This is a genomic window from Armatimonadota bacterium (assembly GCA_025059775.1).
GTDB lineage: Bacteria > Sysuimicrobiota > Sysuimicrobiia > Sysuimicrobiales > Sysuimicrobiaceae > Sysuimicrobium.
Window position 1 is genome coordinate 1 of sequence record JANXCW010000001.1, and the last position, 17,022, is coordinate 17,022.

14 protein-coding genes and 1 rRNA gene are annotated in these 17,022 nt (G+C 69.1%); 1 reads left to right on the plus strand and 14 read right to left on the minus strand.

The features are described from left to right. Positions 1–1,177: ribosomal RNA gene (locus N0A24_00005) — 16S ribosomal RNA — on the minus strand; the annotation flags it as partial. A 349-nt stretch (positions 1,178–1,526) separates the two neighbouring features. Here N0A24_00005 and N0A24_00010 point away from each other — a divergent pair. Further along, entirely contained in the window at positions 1,527–2,291 is a 765-nt protein-coding gene (locus tag N0A24_00010; protein ID MCS7171800.1) for a DUF92 domain-containing protein, read from the plus strand. Here N0A24_00010 and N0A24_00015 read toward each other — a convergent pair. From N0A24_00015 to N0A24_00075, 13 genes are all read right to left on the minus strand, one after another. After that, positions 2,213–2,797 (minus strand): phosphoribosyltransferase family protein, encoded by a 585-nt coding sequence (locus tag N0A24_00015; GenBank protein MCS7171801.1) that lies wholly within the window; start codon positions 2,795–2,797, stop codon positions 2,213–2,215. The two genes, N0A24_00010 and N0A24_00015, sit on opposite strands and share 79 nt — an antisense overlap. Before the next feature lie 43 nt (positions 2,798–2,840). Next, entirely contained in the window at positions 2,841–4,361 is a 1,521-nt protein-coding gene (purH, locus tag N0A24_00020; GenBank protein ID MCS7171802.1) for a bifunctional phosphoribosylaminoimidazolecarboxamide formyltransferase/IMP cyclohydrolase, read from the minus strand. Then, entirely contained in the window at positions 4,362–4,988 is a 627-nt protein-coding gene (purN, locus tag N0A24_00025) for a phosphoribosylglycinamide formyltransferase (protein MCS7171803.1), read from the minus strand. Positions 4,989–4,991: 3 nt separating this feature from the next. After that, on the minus strand, positions 4,992–6,032 hold the full coding sequence (gene purM, locus N0A24_00030; GenBank protein ID MCS7171804.1) for a phosphoribosylformylglycinamidine cyclo-ligase: 1,041 nt from the start codon (positions 6,030–6,032) through the stop codon (positions 4,992–4,994). After that, positions 6,029–7,429 carry an amidophosphoribosyltransferase gene (gene purF, locus N0A24_00035; protein MCS7171805.1) on the minus strand — a complete coding sequence of 467 codons (1,401 nt, stop codon included), beginning with the start codon at positions 7,427–7,429 and terminating at the stop codon, positions 6,029–6,031. Before purF ends, purM begins: the two co-directional genes overlap by 4 nt. After that, a complete protein-coding gene (gene purL / locus N0A24_00040) occupies positions 7,426–9,585 on the minus strand; it encodes a phosphoribosylformylglycinamidine synthase subunit PurL (protein ID MCS7171806.1) in 2,160 nt (719 codons plus the stop codon). The genes purF and purL overlap by 4 nt, the downstream gene beginning before the upstream one ends. Then, positions 9,573–10,271, minus strand: a complete 699-nt coding sequence (purQ, locus tag N0A24_00045) for a phosphoribosylformylglycinamidine synthase subunit PurQ (GenBank protein MCS7171807.1) — start codon at positions 10,269–10,271, stop codon at positions 9,573–9,575. The genes purL and purQ overlap by 13 nt, the downstream gene beginning before the upstream one ends. A 1-nt stretch (position 10,272) precedes the next feature. Continuing rightward, positions 10,273–10,494, minus strand: coding sequence for a phosphoribosylformylglycinamidine synthase subunit PurS (gene purS / locus N0A24_00050; protein ID MCS7171808.1), 222 nt, complete (start codon positions 10,492–10,494; stop codon positions 10,273–10,275). Further along, positions 10,491–11,387, minus strand: coding sequence for a phosphoribosylaminoimidazolesuccinocarboxamide synthase (locus tag N0A24_00055; GenBank protein ID MCS7171809.1), 897 nt, complete (start codon positions 11,385–11,387; stop codon positions 10,491–10,493). Before N0A24_00055 ends, purS begins: the two co-directional genes overlap by 4 nt. Beyond that, on the minus strand, positions 11,384–12,715 hold the full coding sequence (purB, locus tag N0A24_00060) for an adenylosuccinate lyase (GenBank protein MCS7171810.1): 1,332 nt from the start codon (positions 12,713–12,715) through the stop codon (positions 11,384–11,386). The genes N0A24_00055 and purB overlap by 4 nt, the downstream gene beginning before the upstream one ends. Then, positions 12,712–13,986, minus strand: coding sequence for an adenylosuccinate synthase (locus N0A24_00065; protein MCS7171811.1), 1,275 nt, complete (start codon positions 13,984–13,986; stop codon positions 12,712–12,714). The genes purB and N0A24_00065 overlap by 4 nt, the downstream gene beginning before the upstream one ends. A gap of 11 nt (positions 13,987–13,997) precedes the next feature. After that, positions 13,998–15,275, minus strand: coding sequence for a phosphoribosylamine--glycine ligase (purD, locus tag N0A24_00070; GenBank protein MCS7171812.1), 1,278 nt, complete (start codon positions 15,273–15,275; stop codon positions 13,998–14,000). Between the two features lie 149 nt (positions 15,276–15,424). After that, on the minus strand, positions 15,425–16,954 hold the full coding sequence (locus tag N0A24_00075; GenBank protein ID MCS7171813.1) for an amidohydrolase family protein: 1,530 nt from the start codon (positions 16,952–16,954) through the stop codon (positions 15,425–15,427). Positions 16,955–17,022: the final 68 nt, after the last annotated feature.

The following is a 17,022-nucleotide window of genomic DNA, read 5'->3' on the forward strand; positions in this document are numbered from 1 at the left end:
CAGTCCCTCTAGAGTGCCCGGCCGAACCGATGGCAACTAGAGGCGAGGGTTGCGCTCGTTGCGGGACTTAACCCAACACCTCACGGCACGAGCTGACGACAGCCATGCACCACCTGTGCCGGCTCCCGACTTTACGGGTCCCTCCCCTTTCGGTTCGGTACTTCCGGCATGTCAAGGCCTGGTAAGGTTCTTCGCTTTGCATCGAATTAAACCACATGCTCCACCGCTTGTGCGGGTCCCCGTCAATTCCTTTGAGTTTTAGCCTTGCGGCCGTACTCCCCAGGCGGCTCACTTAATGCGTTCGCTTCGGCACCGAGGGAATAACCCCCCGACACCTAGTGAGCATCGTTTAGGGCTGGGACTACCGGGGTATCTAATCCCGTTCGCTCCCCCAGCTTTCGGGTCTGAGCGTCAGGGACAGCCCAGGTGGCCGCCTTCGCCACTGGCGTTCCTCCCGATCTCTACGCATTTCACCGCTACACCGGGAATTCCACCACCCTCTGCTGCCCTCAAGCCGGGCAGTTTCCCGCGACGTCCCACGGTTGAGCCGTGGGCTTTCACACGGGACTTACCCGGCCGCCTACACCCGCTTTACGCCCAGTAAATCCGGGCAACGCTCGCCCCCTACGTCTTACCGCGGCTGCTGGCACGTAGTTAGCCGGGGCTTCCTCTGGAGGTACCGTCACCCGCCCTCGAGGAGCGGGCTTCGTCCCTCCTGACAGGGGTTTACAACCCGAAGGCCTTCATCCCCCACGCGGCGTCGCTGGGTCAGGCTTGCGCCCATTGCCCAAGATTCCCAACTGCTGCCTCCCGTAGGAGTCTGGCCCGTGTCTCAGTGCCAGTGTGGCTGGCCACCCTCTCAGGCCAGCTACCCGTCATCGCCTTGGTGGGCCGTTACCCCACCAACTAGCTGATAGGCCGCGGGCCCATCCCGAAGCAGAAGGGCTTGCGCCCAACCGTTTCCTTCCCCAGGGATGCCCCTCGGGAAGGGTATCGGGTATTAGCCCCGGTTTCCCGGGGTTATCCCCGTCTTCGGGGCAGGTTACCCACGTGTTACTCACCCGTTCGCCGCTAGAGCTGAAACCGCGGGTTGCCCCGCGGCCAACCCCCGCTCGACTTGCATGTTTTAGGCACGCCGCCAGCGTTCGCCCTGAGCCAGGATCAAACTCTCCGTCGGGAAAGTTCAATCCCTGACTCACCTCGGGTCGGACTTCCAACCCGGGGGATTCCTTTCTCGGTGGCCGCGTCGTTCCTGCCACTATTCGGTTTTCAAGGTTCCCACCGGCCCCTGTGGGAAGCCGGCAATCTGTAACCTTACCACCTTCCCCTCACCCTGTCAACCAGCTCCTCTCCACGAAGGGGAGATGGCAGTAAGGACCAGGAGGGGAGGTGTCAAGGTACTCTGCCCAGGCTACCCCGCGGCAGCCCCGGCAGCCACTCCTTATCATACCTACGTGGCCCAACCTGTCAAGATTCCCTGGAACCCAAGCGGGTCCTGGCGTACCGGGCTCCTCCTCTCCGGTGCCGTGGCCGCCCTGGCCCGCGGGATCAGGGCCCTGCGCGGAACAGGACCCTTGGTCGCTACGGGCATCGGGACCGCGGTCTTCCAGGCGGGCGGCCTACGGTGGTCGGCGATCCTCCTGACCTTTTTCGCCTCCGCCACCTTCCTGACCCGCCTTCCGGGCTCCCGCCAGGACCGGAAGGGGCGCACGGGGCGCCAGGTGCTTGCCAACGGGGCTGTGGCCGCGCTTACCGCGTGGTTGTCCCGCCGATGGCCCAGGGCCTCCCGAGCCTTTGCGGGGGCCGTGGCCGCCGCGTGCGCGGACACGTGGGCCACGGAGCTCGGAGCGCGGTACGGCGGCACTCCTCGTCACCTCACCACGGGCGCTCGAGTCCCGCCCGGAAGTTCCGGCGGCGTGACCCCGTTGGGAACCGTGGCAGGAGCCGCGGGAGCGGTGGTGTGCGGGCTCGCGGCCTGGGCAACGGGAGTGGCGCCCCTCGGCATCACGACCCGCGCGGGCGTCCTGGGGATGCTCCTGGACAGCTTCCTCGGCGCCACCCTGCAGGCCCGTTATCGCTGTCCGCGGTGTGGCAGGATCGGGGAAGGACGTCGCTGCAGCTGTGGGGCGTGGGGGCAGCGGATCTCGGGGTTATGCGGCCTCGACAACGACGGGGTGAACCTCCTCGCCACCTTCCTGGGAGCCCTGGTGGCCTACCGGAGTTCCGATCCCTCCCCCTGCAGTTTGAAGACGGGGAGGATGCCCATATGGAAGATGTCGTCCCGGGAGTAGCCCTCCAGCAGCAGCGCGGCCCGCTTCACCACCGCTCCCCCTGCTCGCTCCACCAGCTCCTCCATGGCCCGCAGCGTCTCCCCGGTGCTCACGATGTCGTCCACGATCCCCACCCGCCGGCCCGCCAGCTTCAGGGCGTCCCGGCCGTCCAGATAGAGCTCCTGCTCGGTCTTCGCGGTGATGGGCCTGTAGCGGACCACCAGCGGCGACAGCATGAAAGGCCGGATCTCCTTTCGGCATACCACGTAGGGCCGCAGGCCGAGGTAGGTGGCGATGGCATGGGCGAGCGGGATGCCCTTCGTCTCCGTGGTCACGAGCACCTCGCAGCTCTCCATCTGCGGTGCGAGCACCCGGGCCGCTCGGTCGATCACCTCCGTGTCCCCAAGGCTGTAGTAATACGCGATCCAGGTATCCGGCGCCACCTGGATGAGGGGGAGGCGCCGCCGGGTCCCCGCGATCTCCAGCTCGTAGTTCACCTGCCCCTGAAACGGCAGCACGTGCGTCATCTTCGGTCCCCCCCACAACAGAAACCCCGACCGCATCTTATCACTAGTGGCGGAAGTGGCGGATCCCCGTGAACACCATGCTGCACCCTGCCCGTTCCGCGGCCGCGATCACCTCTGCATCCCGCACGGATCCTCCCGGCTGGACGATGGCCACTACCCCCGCGCGGGCGGCCTCCTCTACCCCGTCGGAGAAGGGGAAGAAGGCGTCCGAGGCCAGCACCGCGCCTCGGGCCCGCTCCCCCGCCTTCCTCACCGCCGCCCGCACGGCATCCACCCGGCTCATCTGTCCCGCTCCTACCCCCACCACCTCCCGGCCTCGGGCCAGGACGATGGCGTTGCTCTTGGTGTGCTTGCACACCACCCACGCGAACCGCAGGTCCTCCCACTCCTCTGGGGTAGGAGTCCGGGAGGTCACCACCCGCAGGTCCTCTTCCCGCCAGACCAAGTGGTCCGGCTCCTGCACCAGCACCCCACCCAGGACGCCGCGGATCTCCCACCCTGTGTCTTCCGAGGGTCTATCGAGCCGTAGAATCCGCATGCCGGGCTTTCCCCGAAGGATCTCCAGGGCCTGGGGGTCGAACTCCGGAGCCGCCACCACCTCCAGGAAGACCTCCTGCAGCAGCCGCGCGGTCGCCGCGTCCACGGGACGGTTGAGGGCCACGATCCCCCCGAAGCGGCTGACCGGATCCCCCCGTAGGGCTCCCCGTACGGCTTCTTCCGCGGTCCGGCCGAGGGCACAGCCGCAGGGGTTGGCGTGCTTCACCACCACCGCCGCGGGCTCCGAAAACTCCCACACCAGCCGCCAAGCGGCGTCCGTGTCCAGGAGATTGTTGTAGGAGAGGGGCTTTCCCGCCAGCTGCTCGGCCCGCGCCAGGCTCCCCGGAGGCGCAAGGGGATCCCGGTAGAAGACCGCGGCCTGGTGCGGGTTCTCGCCGTACCGCACCTCCTGTCCTCTCCGCCACCCCCACACGAGCCGCTCCGGGAACCCCCGCAGCCCGCTGCGCTCCGCCAGGACACGGGCGATGAGGGCGTCGTAGTCCGCCACGTACCGGAAGGCCTCTACCGCGAGCCGCCGCCGCGTCTCAGGCAGAACCTCCCCCGCTCGCCGCAGCTCTTCCAACACGGGCCCGTAGTGCCTGGGGTCCGTGAGCACCGCCACCCGGTCGCAGTTCTTCGCCGCGGCCCGGATCAACGCCACCCCGCCGACATCGATCTCCTCCACCAGCTCCTCCCACGGACGGCCTGCCCCCGCGGCCTCCTCAAACCGGTACAGGTTCACGGCCACCAGTTCCATGGGCGTGATCCCCAGCCTCGCCAGCTCTTCTGCATCCGCCCTCCGGGCCAGCACCGCGGCGTGGACGGCCGGGTGCAGGGTCTTCACGCGCCCGCCCAGGATCTCCGGAAACCCGGTCACCTCCGCTACGGAGGTCACGGGGATCCCCGCATCCCGGAGTGCCCGCGCGGTCCCTCCCGTGCTGATGAGTTCAAACCCCAGCTCCCGCAGCCCCTGCGCGAAGTCCACGATCCCCGTCTTGTCCGTCACGCTTAACAGGGCCCGCCGCACCTAGTCCCTCCATGCCGCCAGATCCTCAAACCGCACCTCTCCCAGGACCACGCGGCGAATGGCCTCCGGGTAAATCCGGTGCTCCTGCTGCGCCACCCGGGCCGCCAGGGTCTCTGGGGTATCCCCAGGGAGCACGGGGACCTCCGCCTGCAGGACGATGGGGCCAGCATCCACCGCCTCCGTGACGAAGTGCACGGTACAGCCCGACACCCTGGCATTGCTTGCGAGCACCGCCCGATGCACCCGCTCCCCGTACATGCCCTTTCCACCGAAGGCGGGGAGCAGGGAGGGGTGGATGTTCAGGATGCGGCCCCGGTAGGCGGCCACAAAGCGTGCATCCAGGATGCGCAGAAACCCCGCCAGGCACACCAGGTCCACCCGGTACGGCGCCAGCACCGCCTCCAACTGCCGGCAAAACGCCTCGCGGTTACGGAACGCGGACCAGTCCACCACGTGGGCCGGCACTCCCGCCCGCCGTGCCCGCTCTAGGGCGAAGGCTTCCGGCCGGTCCGAGACCACCACCGTCACCTCCGCGGGGTAGTCGGGCCTCGCGCAGGCGTCGAGGATGGCCTGGAGGTTCGTGCCGCTCCCGGAAACCAGGACCGCAAGCCGTACCCGCCCTGACATGGTTCACCTCTCCGGGAGCGGTAGGATCTCCACCTGTCGTTCTCCCGCGACCACCTCGCCGATCACCCAGACCTCCTCCCCGCGTGCTTTCAGGAAGGCTGAGACCTCCTCCGCCGCGTCCGGCCGCACGCACGCCACCATGCCGATCCCCATGTTGAAGACCCGGAACATCTCCTCCTGCTCCACCGACCCTTCCCGGGCGATGAGCTGGAAGATAGGAGGGACGGGCCAGCAAACCCGGACGCGGGCCGTACACCCCTCGGGGAGGATGCGGACGAGGTTCCCCACGATCCCTCCACCTGTGATGTGCGCCATACCCGTCACCCGGTCGGAGAAGGCCTCGAGCAGGGGGAGCACGCTCGGCGCATAGCACCGGTGGGGGCGGAGGAGGGCCTCCCCACGGGTGCACCCCAGCTCGGGCTCGTACCGGTGGATATCCCGCGGACGGCGCAACAGGACCCGTCGGGCCAGGGAATAGCCGTTGGTGTGCAGGCCCGTGCTCGCCAGCCCCACCAGGACGTCCCCCGGTCGGATGCCGGAGCCATCCACCATCCCGGTCCGCGCCACCACGCCTACCCCACACCCCACCACTTCATAAGCCCCCTCCCGGTACACATCCGGCATCTGGGCGGTCTCTCCGCCCAGGAGCGCCACCCCGTAGGCCGCGCACGCTTCCACGATCCCGGTCAGTACCGCCTCCAACACCTCCGGCATCCAACGGCCAGAGGCGAAGTAATCGAGGAAGAGGAGCGGCCGGGCGCCGTGACAGGCGAGGTCGTTGAGGTTGTGCGCCACCACGTCGTGGCCGACCACCCGGTGGTCGCCCATCAGGTTCGCCACCTCCGTCTTGGTGCCCACCCCGTCCACGGTAGCCACCAGAATCAGATCCTCCCCCGCCGGAAGGCGCACGAACCCGGCGAACAAGCCCACCCGATCCAGTACTGGGGGGGTGAAGGTGGATCGGATCCGCTCCCACAGGCGTTGGAGAAGGGCCTCCTTCGCCTCCGTATGGACGCCGGTATCGCGGTACGTGACGGGCTTCATCGCCGCTCCAGGGCGTACTTTCCAGCTTCGGACTCCGTGGGCGCGGGTGTGGGGTAGCGGCCGTCCAGGCACGCCATGCACAGGGTGTGGCCTGGCAGGCCGATGGCGGCCACGAGCCCCTCCTGGCTCAGGTACCCGAGGCTGTCCGCACCGATCTCCCGCCGGATGCCCTCCACGTCCAACCGGGCGGCCACCAGTTGCCCGCGGCTGCTGGTGTCTACGCCGTAGAAGCACGGCCAGCGGATGGGTGGAGAGGAGATGCGAAGGTGTACCTCACGGGCGCCCGCCTCGCGCAGGGCGTGCACGAGCCGGGCGCTCGTGGTCCCCCGCACGATGCTGTCGTCCACCAGCACCACCCGCCGGCCCGCGACCACGGCCCGGATGGCGCTGAGCTTGGTGCGGACTCCGAAGGCTCTGCGGGCGGGATCCGGCTCGATGAAGGTCCGGCCCACGTACCGGTTCTTCACCAGCCCCAGCTCCAAGGGCAGCCCGCTCTGCTCCGCATATCCCAGGGCCGCGGAGGTGCCGGAGTCCGGCACGGGGATTACCACGTCCGCCTCCGCGGGATGTTCCCGGGCCAGGACGCGGCCCATGCGGCGCCGCACCTCGTGCACGGTGCGCCCCCGCAGCACGGTGTCGGGCCGGGCGAAGTAAATGAATTCGAACACGCAGCTGGCAGGCCGCACACCTGGAAGCACCTGCTCCGCACGCGCCTCGTCCCCTTCAAAAGCCACCAGCTCCCCGGGATGCACGTCCCGCACGTAGGTGGCCCCCACGGAATCCAGCGCGCAGGTCTCCGAGGCCACCACCCATCCCTCTTCCAGCTGTCCCAGCACCAGGGGCCGGATCCCGTATTGGTCCCGGAACGCGAAGAGGACTCCGCCCGCCAGCGCGGTCACGGTGAATGCCCCCTCCAGGCGCACCATGGCCGTGCGGATGGCCTCCTCCACGGAGGCCACGGGGGCGGTGGCGATGGAGAGGGCGATCACCTCGGTGTCGCTGGTGGTCCGGAAGACCGCCCCACGTGCCTCCAGCTCCGCCCGCAGCTGGGGAGCATTCGTGAGGTTGCCGTTGTGGGCCACGGCCACGGGGCCCCACGGGGAGGGCACCACCACGGGTTGGGCGTTGTCCAGGATCGCGGAGCCCATGGTGGAGTAGCGGACATGCCCGATTCCCACGGAACCTTCCAGCCCTGTAGGGTCCCCCCGGAAGACCTCCGAGACGAGCCCCATCCCCTTCTGCACGCGGAGGGCCGCGCCGTCGTGGGTGGCGATGCCCGCGCTCTCCTGTCCCCGATGCTGGAGGGCCAACAGACCCGTGTACACAAAGGGAGCTGCCGCGCCGCGGCGCAGCGCAACGCCGAACACCCCGCATTCTTCCCGCCACCGGTCCGTCATCCCTCCCACGCCTCCCTCAGGTCCGTCACGCGGATCTCGACTCCCCCCTGGGGAAGTCGGATCCGTAGGGCATCCCCTCCCACCTCCCCCAGCAGCCGCACGGGCACCTGGTGCTCCCAGCACAGCGTGCAGAAGGACTCGTACCGGTCCACGGGGACTGTCACCACCACCCGGGACGGTCCTTCCCCGAAGAGGAGCTCGTCCACCCGGTTTCGGTCCAGGGAGAGCTCGCAGGTTGCCCCTATCCCGCCCAGGATGCAGGCCTCCGCCAAGGCCACCGCGAGGCCTCCGTCGCTCAGATCGTGGGCGGAGCGCACCAAGCCCTCCTCCGCCGCCCGCACGAGGAGGTGGATCAGGCGCGTGTGCAGAGGGAGGTCCGGAGGCAAGGGGGAGCCTGCCACAAGGCCGTGCATTTCCTTCAGGTAGGTGCTTCCCGCGAGGGATGCCGCGGGGGCCCCTGTCAGCACCACCAGATCTCCGGGATGCCGGAAGCCACTGGGGACTGCCCGGGCCACGTCCCGCAGCACCCCGAGAACCGCCACGATGGGCGTGGGGTAGACGCGGTCGGTGGACTCGTTGTAGAGACTCACATTGCCCCCGATCACAGGAAGCCCGAACGCCCGGCACGCATCCGCGATCCCTTCGATCACCCTCCGCAGGCTCCAGGCCACCTCCGGCCGCTCGGGGCTTGCCAGGTTGAGGCCGTCCGTGAGGGCCACGGGCCGCGCACCGCTACAGGCCACGTTCAGGGAGGCCTCGCATACGGCCCAGGCCCCCCCGCACCACGGATCCAGGTGGGCGATGCGGCCCGGGCCATCCACGCTCAGGGCGATCCCCATCGGGGGGGCCTCCTTGATGCGCAGCACCGCGGCGTCCGAGCCCGGCCCCACCACGGTGTTCAGCTGCACCATGTGGTCGTACTGGGTGTAGATCCAGCGCTTGCCGCGGATCCCCGGCGCCCGCAAGAGCCGAAGGAGCACCTCCGCCGGAGGGTCCGGTTCCGGGAGCGTCTCCAGGCGGAGCGACGGAGGCGGGTAGGGTCGCTCAGGGACCCGGCGCTCGGGAGCACCGGTTACGAGTTCCGGTGGGAGCTCCACCACCAAGCGATCCCCCTCGTAAACCCGCAGCACCCTCTCCTCCGTCACCACCCCGATGGGCTGGGCCACCAGCCCCCACCGCCGGTAAATGGCGGCCACCTCCTCCTCCCGGCCCCGCTCCACCACGAGCAGCATGCGCTCCTGGGACTCGCTGAGGAGCACCTCCTCCGGCCGCATCCCCGCCTCCCGCCGGGGCACCCGAGCCAGATCGATCCGCATGCCTACCCCGCCCCGGGCGCTCATCTCCGCGGCCGCGCACGCAAGCCCCGCGGCCCCCATGTCCTGCACCGCCACCACGGCCCCGGTCCGGTAAGCCTCCAAGGTGGCCTCGATGAGAAGCTTCCCGGCAAACGGATCCCCGATCTGTACCGCGCTCCGGTCCTGAACCTCGCTTTCCGCGTCCAGCTCCTCGGAGGCAAAGGCAGCGCCCCCGATCCCGTCCCGGCCCGTGCGGGCTCCCGCGTACAGGACCACGTTCCCGGGCCCCCAGGCGGCGGCTCCCTGCACCTCTTCAGACCTCAGAATTCCCACGCAGCACACGTTCACCAGGGGGTGGTGCGCGTAGCACGGTTCTGTGTGCACCTCCCCGCCCACCACCGGAACCCCCACCGCGTTCCCGTAGTGGGCGATCCCGGCCACCACCCCTTCCAGGAGCCGCCGGGACCTGGGGTCCTCCCCAAACCGCAGGGAATCGAGCAGGGCTACGGGCCTGGCACCCATGCTCAGCACATCCCGGAGAATGCCGCCCACACCCGTGGCGGCTCCGTGAAAGGGATCCACGGCACTGGGATGGTTATGGCTCTCGATCTTCATGGCCACCGCTATCCCAGGCGCGATCTCCACCACCCCCGCGTTTCCCCCGGGTCCCCGCAGCACACCGGGCCCTTCCACGGGAAGGACCCGGAGGTATGGGCGGGAGTGTTTGTAGGAGCAGTGCTCGGACCACATGGCCTCGAACACCCGCCACTCTACGGGGTTCGGCTCCCGGCCCAACCGCCGCCGGATCTCCGCCACCTCATCGGAGAACAGGCGCAGCTGGGGCCCTGTCACGACCTCCACCGTACCGCCTCCTTACGGGTCGCCCGGATCCAGTCCACCATGCTCTCAAAGAGCAGCCGGCCGTCCTCCCCGCCCAGAATCCCCTCCGCGCACCGTTCAGGGTGCGGCATGAGGCCCAGCACGTTCCCGGGCTCATTCCGGATTCCCGCGATCCCGTGCAGGGAGCCGTTGGGGTTCTCCCCCTCGTACCGGAATACCACGCACCCCGCTGCCTCCAGCCGCCCGAGGGTGGAGGGATCCACGTAGTAGCGCCCCTCCCGGTGCGCGATGGGCATACGCACCACCTGACCCGGCCGGTACCGGGAGGTGAAGGGGGTATCCGTGCGCTCCACTCGGAGCCTTACCCACTCGCACCGGAACCGGGCCCCGAGGTTGGGGAGCATGGCCCCGGGCAGGAGCCCTGCTTCCAGGAGGACCTGGAACCCGTTGCAGATCCCGAGCACGAGCCCGCCCCGGGCGGCGAATTCCCGCACGGCCCGCATCACGGGACTCGTGGCGGCGATGGCCCCCGCCCGGAGGTAGTCCCCATAGGAGAACCCGCCGGGCAGCACCACGGCGTCCAGGCCTCCCAGATCCGTCTCCTCATGCCAGACGAACTCCGTCTCGACCCCCACCACCTCCCGCAGGACCCACCGGCAGTCCGCGTCGCAGTTGGATCCCGGAAAGGTCACCACCCCGAACCGCACCTCAGATCTCCTCCACCCGCCACTCCTCGATGAGGGGGTTTGCTAGAAACCGGGCGCACAGCTCCTCCACCTCCGCGCCGTCCGGAAGGGTCAGTTCCACGGCGCGGCCCACCCGGACCTCCTTCACCTCATACCCCAGGGCCCGCAATCCCACGGCCACCGCCTGGCCCTGGGCGTCCAGCACCCCGGGCTTTAGGAAGATCACCACCCGCACCCGTCTCATCGTGCCTCCCATGGCAGGACCTGCCCCGTGATGCGGCGGTAGGCCTCCAGATACCGAGCCCGGGTAGCCTCCACCACCTCCGGGGGGAGCGGCGGGGCAGGCGGTCGCTTGTCCCATCCGATCTCCTCCAGGTAGTCCCGCACGAACTGCTTGTCGAAGGAGGTCCTCTCCCCCCGCGCCTCATATGCTTCCCGGTCCCAGTACCGGGAGGAGTCCGGGGTTCCGAGCTCGTCGATGAGCAGGAGCCGGCCGTCCCGCAGCCCGAACTCGAACTTGCTATCCGCCAGGATCAATCCCCGCTCGTATGCGGCGTCGTGCAGGAACCGATAGAGCGAAAGGCTCACCTCCCGCAGGCGCGCGGCTAGCCCTTCTCCCACCGCTTCCGCCAAGACCTCAAAGGATACGTTCTCGTCGTGCCCGGTCTCGTTCTTGGTGGCGGGAGTGAAAATAGGCTCCGGAAGCCGCTCCCCCTCCCGCAACCCCCGCGGAAGCTGGATCCCGCATACCGCGCCCGTGCGGACGTAGTCCCGCCACCCGCTTCCCGCCAGATACCCCCGCACCACGCATTCAAAGGGGAGGCGCTCCGCCCGCCACACGAGCATGGTGCGATCCCGCAGCGCCGCAAGGGCCTCCACGGGCTCGCCCAGGGCCTCTGCGATGGCCTCGAGGTCCGTGGTGATGAGGTGGTTGGGGATGAGGGAGGTGGTGCGGGAAAACCAGAAGGCCGAAAGCTGCGTGAGCACCTTGCCCCGATCCGGGACGGGGGTGGGGAGCACGCAGTCGAAGGCGCTCAGACGGTCCGTGGCCACCACGAGCAGGCGTCCCCCCAGGTCGTAGACATCCCGCACCTTACCCCGAAAGAGCAGGGGGATCCGCAGGGCAGCGGCGTTCAAGGCGCTCCCTCCTCCTTGGGTGGAATCCCTACCCGGCGCAGGATCTCGTCCACGTGCGCGAGGTACGGCGCGGGGTCGAAGCATGACCGCAGGGCCGCCTCATCCGCGTGTGACCGGATGACCGGATCCTCCAACAGTGCCCGCAGGAAGGCATCCGGCGTCCGGTGCGCATCCTCCTCGACCCGGAAGGCGGCCCGTTGCAGGGCCCGGTACGCCTCCTCCCGGGGCATGCCCCGCTCCACCAAGTGGAGCAGAACCCGGTGGGAATACACGAGGCCGCCCGTGCGGTCCAGGTTGCGGCGCATGTTCTCCGGATACACCCGGAGGTTCTCGAGGATGTAGCGCAGCTGCCGCAGGGCGTAGTGGAGGAGGGTGGTAGCACCGGGCAGGGTGATGCGCTCGTTGCTGGAATGGCTGATGTCCCGTTCCCCCCACAGGGCCTCGTTCTCCAGGGCCACCAAGCTCATGGCCCGCAGCATCCGTGCGAGCCCCGTGATCCGCTCGCACAGGATGGGGTTGCGCTTGTGGGGCATGGCGCTACTTCCCGTCTGGCCCGCCTCAAAGGGCTCCTCCACCTCGTGGATCTCCGTGCGCTGGAGGTTGCGGATCTCCGTGGCGATCCGCTCGAGGGTTCCCGCGGTGATGGCGATGGCACACAGGAGCTCCGCGTGCCGGTCCCGCGAAACGATCTGGGTGGCGACCGTCTCCGGCATCAGGTTCAACCGCTCGCACACGTACGCCTCCACCCACGGCCCCAGGTGCGCGTAGTTGCCCACCTCCCCCGACAGCTTCCCCACCCGCACCGCCTCCCGGGCCCGCTCCAGGCGCCCGCGGTTGCGCCGCATCTCCGCGAGCCAGCTAGCCACCTTGAGCCCAAAGGTAATGGGTTCCGCCACCATCCCATGGGTGCGCCCCGACATCAGGGCGGTGCGGTACCGGTCCGCGAGGGACGTCAACCCCTCCAGGACCCGATCCAGTTCCTGCAGGAGCAGGTCCGTGGCCCGCACGAGCAACACCGCGGCGGCGGTATCCACCACATCGCTGGATCCCAGTCCCCGGTGCAGGTAGCGGGCGTCATCCCCGAGATCCTGGCTGACCACTTCCACGAAGGCCACCACGTCGTGGCGGGTGCGCCGCTCCACTTCCCGCACCCGTTCGGGGTCAGGCGTCCGGGCCCGGGCCCGCAGGCGGGCCGCCACCTCCTGGGGGATGAGCCCCTGCGCGGCCTGGGCCTCCGCGGCCAGCAGCTCCACCTCGAGCCAGGTGGCGAGCTTGGTGCGCTCGCTCCACAGATCCGCCATCTCCGGAGTGGTGTACCGGGGGATCACAGGACACCTTCCGGGGTGTAGATGGTGTGCTCCCGCCGGGCCCCGGTGCCGATCAGGGTGACCGGCACTCCGCACACCTCCTGGATGCGACGCACGAAGGCCCGGGCCTGGGGAGGGAGGTCCGAGAAGCGGGCGATCCCGGAGGTGGAGGTGCGCCACCCTGCAAGCTCTTCGTATACGGGCCGCACCCGCTCCAGCACGGGGGTAGGCGGGACTGTCTCCAGGAGCTTGCCGTCGAGCTCGTAGGCCACACAGATCCGGACGCGGTCGAAGGCATCGAGCACATCGAGCTTCATGAGGCCCAGCTCCGTGCAGCCATTCAGCCGAGCCGCGAACCGGGCAGCCACGCCGTCGAACCACCCGCACCGCCGGGGGCGGCCCGTGGTGGCCCCATACTCCCCTCCCAGCTCCCGCAGCCGATCCCCCACCTCTCCCTGCTCCTCCGTGGGCAGAGGGCCGGATCCCACCGCGGTGGTGTATGCCTTCACCACGCCCACGACGCGGGTGATGCGGTGCGGCGGGATCCCCGCCCCCGCGCACGCCCCTCCCGCTAGGGTGGTGGAGGAGGTCACATAGGGATATTCCCCCCAGTCCAGGTCCCGCATGGCGCCCAGGTGCCCCTCCAGGAGAATGGATGCATCCTGCTCCAGGGCCTCCTGCACGACTTCGAATCCATCCACGATGTGGGGCCGGAGGCGTTCCGCCCACCCTCGCAGCCGCCCACGCAGGACTTCGGCGTCCACCGGGGCCTGCCCGTAGAGGGCCTGCAGCAGGGCGTTCCGCCGCGCCAGGAGGACGCCGAGCTGCCGCTCGCAGAACTCCGGGTACAGGAGATCCCCGGCCCGCAGCCCGATGCGGGCGACCTTGTCCGCGTACGTGGGCCAGATGCCCTGGCGGGTGGTCCCGTGGGCCCGGGCCTCGTCCTCCGCCACGTCCATCTGCACGTGGAAGGGGAGGGTGAGATGGGCCCGATCGGAGAGGAGCAGTTCCCCGCGCAGGAGGTTTCGCCCCCGTAGGTCCTCCATCTCCCGGAGCAGCACCTCCGGGTTCACCACGCAGCCGGGGCCGATGAGGTTGCGGCACCCGGGGTTGAAGATCCCGGAGGGAATGAGGTGCAACCGGAAGGTCCCCCACTCGTTCACGATGGTGTGCCCCGCGTTCGCGCCGCCGTTGAACCGGATCACCAGCTGCGCCCGCTGGGCCAGGAGATCGATCACCTTGCCCTTGCCCTCGTCCCCCCAGTGCAGTCCCACCACCGCGGTCACGGGCATGGCCTCGCCCCTCATGCTCCGGTATGGGTTCGGGCCCGGCGGCCAATGTCCCGGCGGAAATGCATTCCCTCGAAGTGCACCTCCTCCACGGCCCGGTACGCGGCCTCGCAGGCGGCTGATAGCGTGTCGCCGAGTCCCACAATGCTGAGCACGCGCCCGCCCGCGGTATACAGGGCCCCGTCACGCTCCTCCGTGCCCGCGTGGAACACCAGAACTCCCGGCCGTCCTTCCAGCCGCGCAAGGCCAGAGATCCTTCGGCCTCGAACAGGCTGCTCGGGGTACCCCTCGCTCGCGAGCACCACGCAGCAGCTCGATCCCTCCGTCCACCTCACCGGCACCTCTTCGAGCCTTCCCGCACACGCGGCGAGAAAAACCTCTGCTAGGTCCGTGGCGAGAAGCGGGAGCAGAGCCTGGGCCTCCGGATCCCCGAACCGGGCGTTGAACTCCAGGACCTTCGGGCCCTGCTGGGTGAGCATGAGACCCGCGTAGAGCACCCCGCAGAAGGGCGTCCCCTCCGCGCACAGGGCCCGGGCCGTGGGCTCCAGAATCTCCCGCACCACCCGCTCCTCGAGGTCCGTAGGGAGCCGGAGCGGAGCCACCGCCCCCATCCCACCCGTGTTGGGACCCTGGTCTCCATCCAGCAGTCGCTTGTGGTCCTGAGCAAGGGGGAGGGGGACCACGCACTCACCGCTCACGAACGCCAGCGCGGAAGCCTCTTCACCCTCGAGGTACTCCTCGATCACCACCCGCCTCCCAGCCTCCCCTAACCGACCCTCCACCATGAGGGCCTGGATCGCCGCCTCCGCCTCCCGGGAATCCCGACACACGATGGACCCCTTGCCGGCCGCGAGGCCGTCTGCCTTCACCACGCAGGGTCCGCTCTGCAACCGGACCCACCGCACCGCCTCCTCCGGGTCCTCGAAGACCCGGTAGGCGGGCTGCGGGATCCCGTAGCGTCCGAGGAGATCTTTGGCAAAGATCTTCGACGACTCGATGCGGGCCGCCCCCTGGGTAGGACCGAAGACCGCAAAGCCTCGGGCCCTGAGGACGTCCGCGAGGCCCAGGGCGAGAGGCTCCTCAGGACCCACCACCACGAGGTCCGGCCTTCGCTCCTCCACCAGGCGTACGAGGCCCGGGAGGTCCGTGGCCCGCACGGGGAAACACAGACCCAAGCGCGCCATGCCGGGATTCCCCGGCGCACACAGAACCTCGCGGACAAGCCGGCTTCGGCGAAGGGCCCAAGCGAGCGCGTGTTCACGCGCCCCGGAGCCCACAAGGAGGACCCGCACCCTCTACATCCCTCAACCGTTCGGGATTTGTGGATATCCTCCGAGATCCGGCCCCATCATAGCCACGAATTCTCTATAGGTAAAGGCGAATTCCCAGATAAAGTTCGGGTTTCGCCCCCCACTTGGGGCCGGGCGGGGCGTACGTGGGGCTACCGTTCCGGGGCGGGAGCCCGGAGCAGGCCCTCGTCGTGCACGATCCTCCCGCCCACTATGGTGAGCACGCTCCGGATGCGCTTAAGCCCCTCGTCCGGAACCTGAAACGGATCCCGGTTCAGCACCACGAGGTCCGCCCACTTCCCCACCTCGAGGCTCCCCAGGTGTTCCTCCTCCCGCAGGAACCAGCCGTTGGCGCGGGTATACAGGCGCAGGGCCTCCTGTCGGGAGATCCGCTGCTCCTCGTTGATAGGCTCCCCCCGGGCGTTGACGCCGGTGGTGGCATAGTACATGTGCAGCCAGGGATTCATGGGCGCGATCTGCATGCCGTCCGAGCTCAGCCCCGCGGGAATTCCGCTTTCCACGATCATGCGGAAGGGGGGTCCGTTCGCTTCCCGAGTGCCCGCGAGATATCGCCACCCGGTGAGGGAGAGGCCGCCGCCCAGGGCCTTCAGCCGTTCCACCCACTCCCGGGTGATGAAGGGGACGTGCGCGAGGGTCCAGCGCAGCCCTCCAAGGGGGATCTCCCGGTCTACCTCCTCCCAGCCCCGGATGATGGCCTGGTAGTCCGTCCGGGTGAGCGAGTGGTTCTCGTTCCGCCAGCCTGCCGCGGCCACCAGGCGGGTCCCCACCCGCCAGGCTGCACCGGGCTCCGCATGGGCAAACAGCTCGAAGGGATCCCCCGCGGTGAACTCCCCGATTCCCACGGTGCGGATCCACTCGTCTCCGAAGAAGGGGAAGCTGTTGCGCAGCCGCTCCCGGAGGGTGGGAACCTCCGGGGAGAGGTCGGTGTGGAGGAAGTTGATTCGGATCCGGGCTGGCAACCGACCCTCCGCGTGCAGCTGGAAAAAGGGCCGATGCATGGTGTAGTTGTCCTCGTGCGCGGCCCCATCCTGAGGGGTGTTCGTGGCCTGAAAGGCTCCCTGGTCCAGGTGGGTGGTCACGCCGAGGCTGAGGCCGTACCGGAGGGCATCCAGGGCTCCCCGTCTGCGCTCCTCGGCGGTCAGCAGCTCCCGGCGCAGGGTGAGCAGGGCCCGGTTCGAGGCCTCCCCCGGGGCAATGCTCCCGTCCTCGCCCACGGGAATCCCCCGCTCCGCGAAGAAGCGCCGGCCGAGAGAGTTCACCACCGAGGGGCCGCTGAACCCGATGGAGAGGTAGGTGGGGTGCCGCGGCACCGCCTCGTCCAGCTCCCGTCGCGTGGGTAGGCGGCGCTCCGCGAACTGGTTGAAGTGGAACCCCCCGATGGTGGTGAGAAACGCCCCGGGCGGAACCGAGGCGGCCCGGGTCGCGAGGGTCTCCTGGACCTCCCGAATGGAGGCGCAGTTCTCCAGCGGGGTGTGATACCCGGGACGGTTTGCCATGAGGGCGATGTGGTTGTGGTTGTCTATGATTCCGGGGATGACAGCTCTCCCTTGGAGGTCGATCTGACGAGCTCCCAGGCCCTGGGCGGGGAGGGCATTGCCCACGTACGCGATACGGCCGTTCCGGATTAGCACCACGGAGGCCCGTGGATTGCGGGGATCCATGGTGTAGATCCTCCCGTTGAACAGGAGGAGGTCCTGGGGAGGAGGGACCAACGGCCCGGAGGAGCGGC

What these genes read in the sequence shown, in the direction of transcription:
- N0A24_00015 (MCS7171801.1), bottom strand. Translation starts at nt 2,797, where the DNA reads ATGACGCACGTGCTGCCGTTTCAGGGGCAGGTGAACTACGAGCTGGAG.
- purN (MCS7171803.1), bottom strand. Translation starts at nt 4,988, where the DNA reads ATGTCAGGGCGGGTACGGCTTGCGGTCCTGGTTTCCGGGAGCGGCACG.
- purM (MCS7171804.1), bottom strand. Translation starts at nt 6,032, where the DNA reads ATGAAGCCCGTCACGTACCGCGATACCGGCGTCCATACGGAGGCGAAG.
- purF (MCS7171805.1), bottom strand. Translation starts at nt 7,429, where the DNA reads ATGACGGACCGGTGGCGGGAAGAATGCGGGGTGTTCGGCGTTGCGCTG.
- purS (MCS7171808.1), bottom strand. Translation starts at nt 10,494, where the DNA reads ATGAGACGGGTGCGGGTGGTGATCTTCCTAAAGCCCGGGGTGCTGGAC.
- N0A24_00065 (MCS7171811.1), bottom strand. Translation starts at nt 13,986, where the DNA reads ATGCCCGTGACCGCGGTGGTGGGACTGCACTGGGGGGACGAGGGCAAG.
- N0A24_00075 (MCS7171813.1), bottom strand. Translation starts at nt 16,954, where the DNA reads ATGGATCCCCGCAATCCACGGGCCTCCGTGGTGCTAATCCGGAACGGC.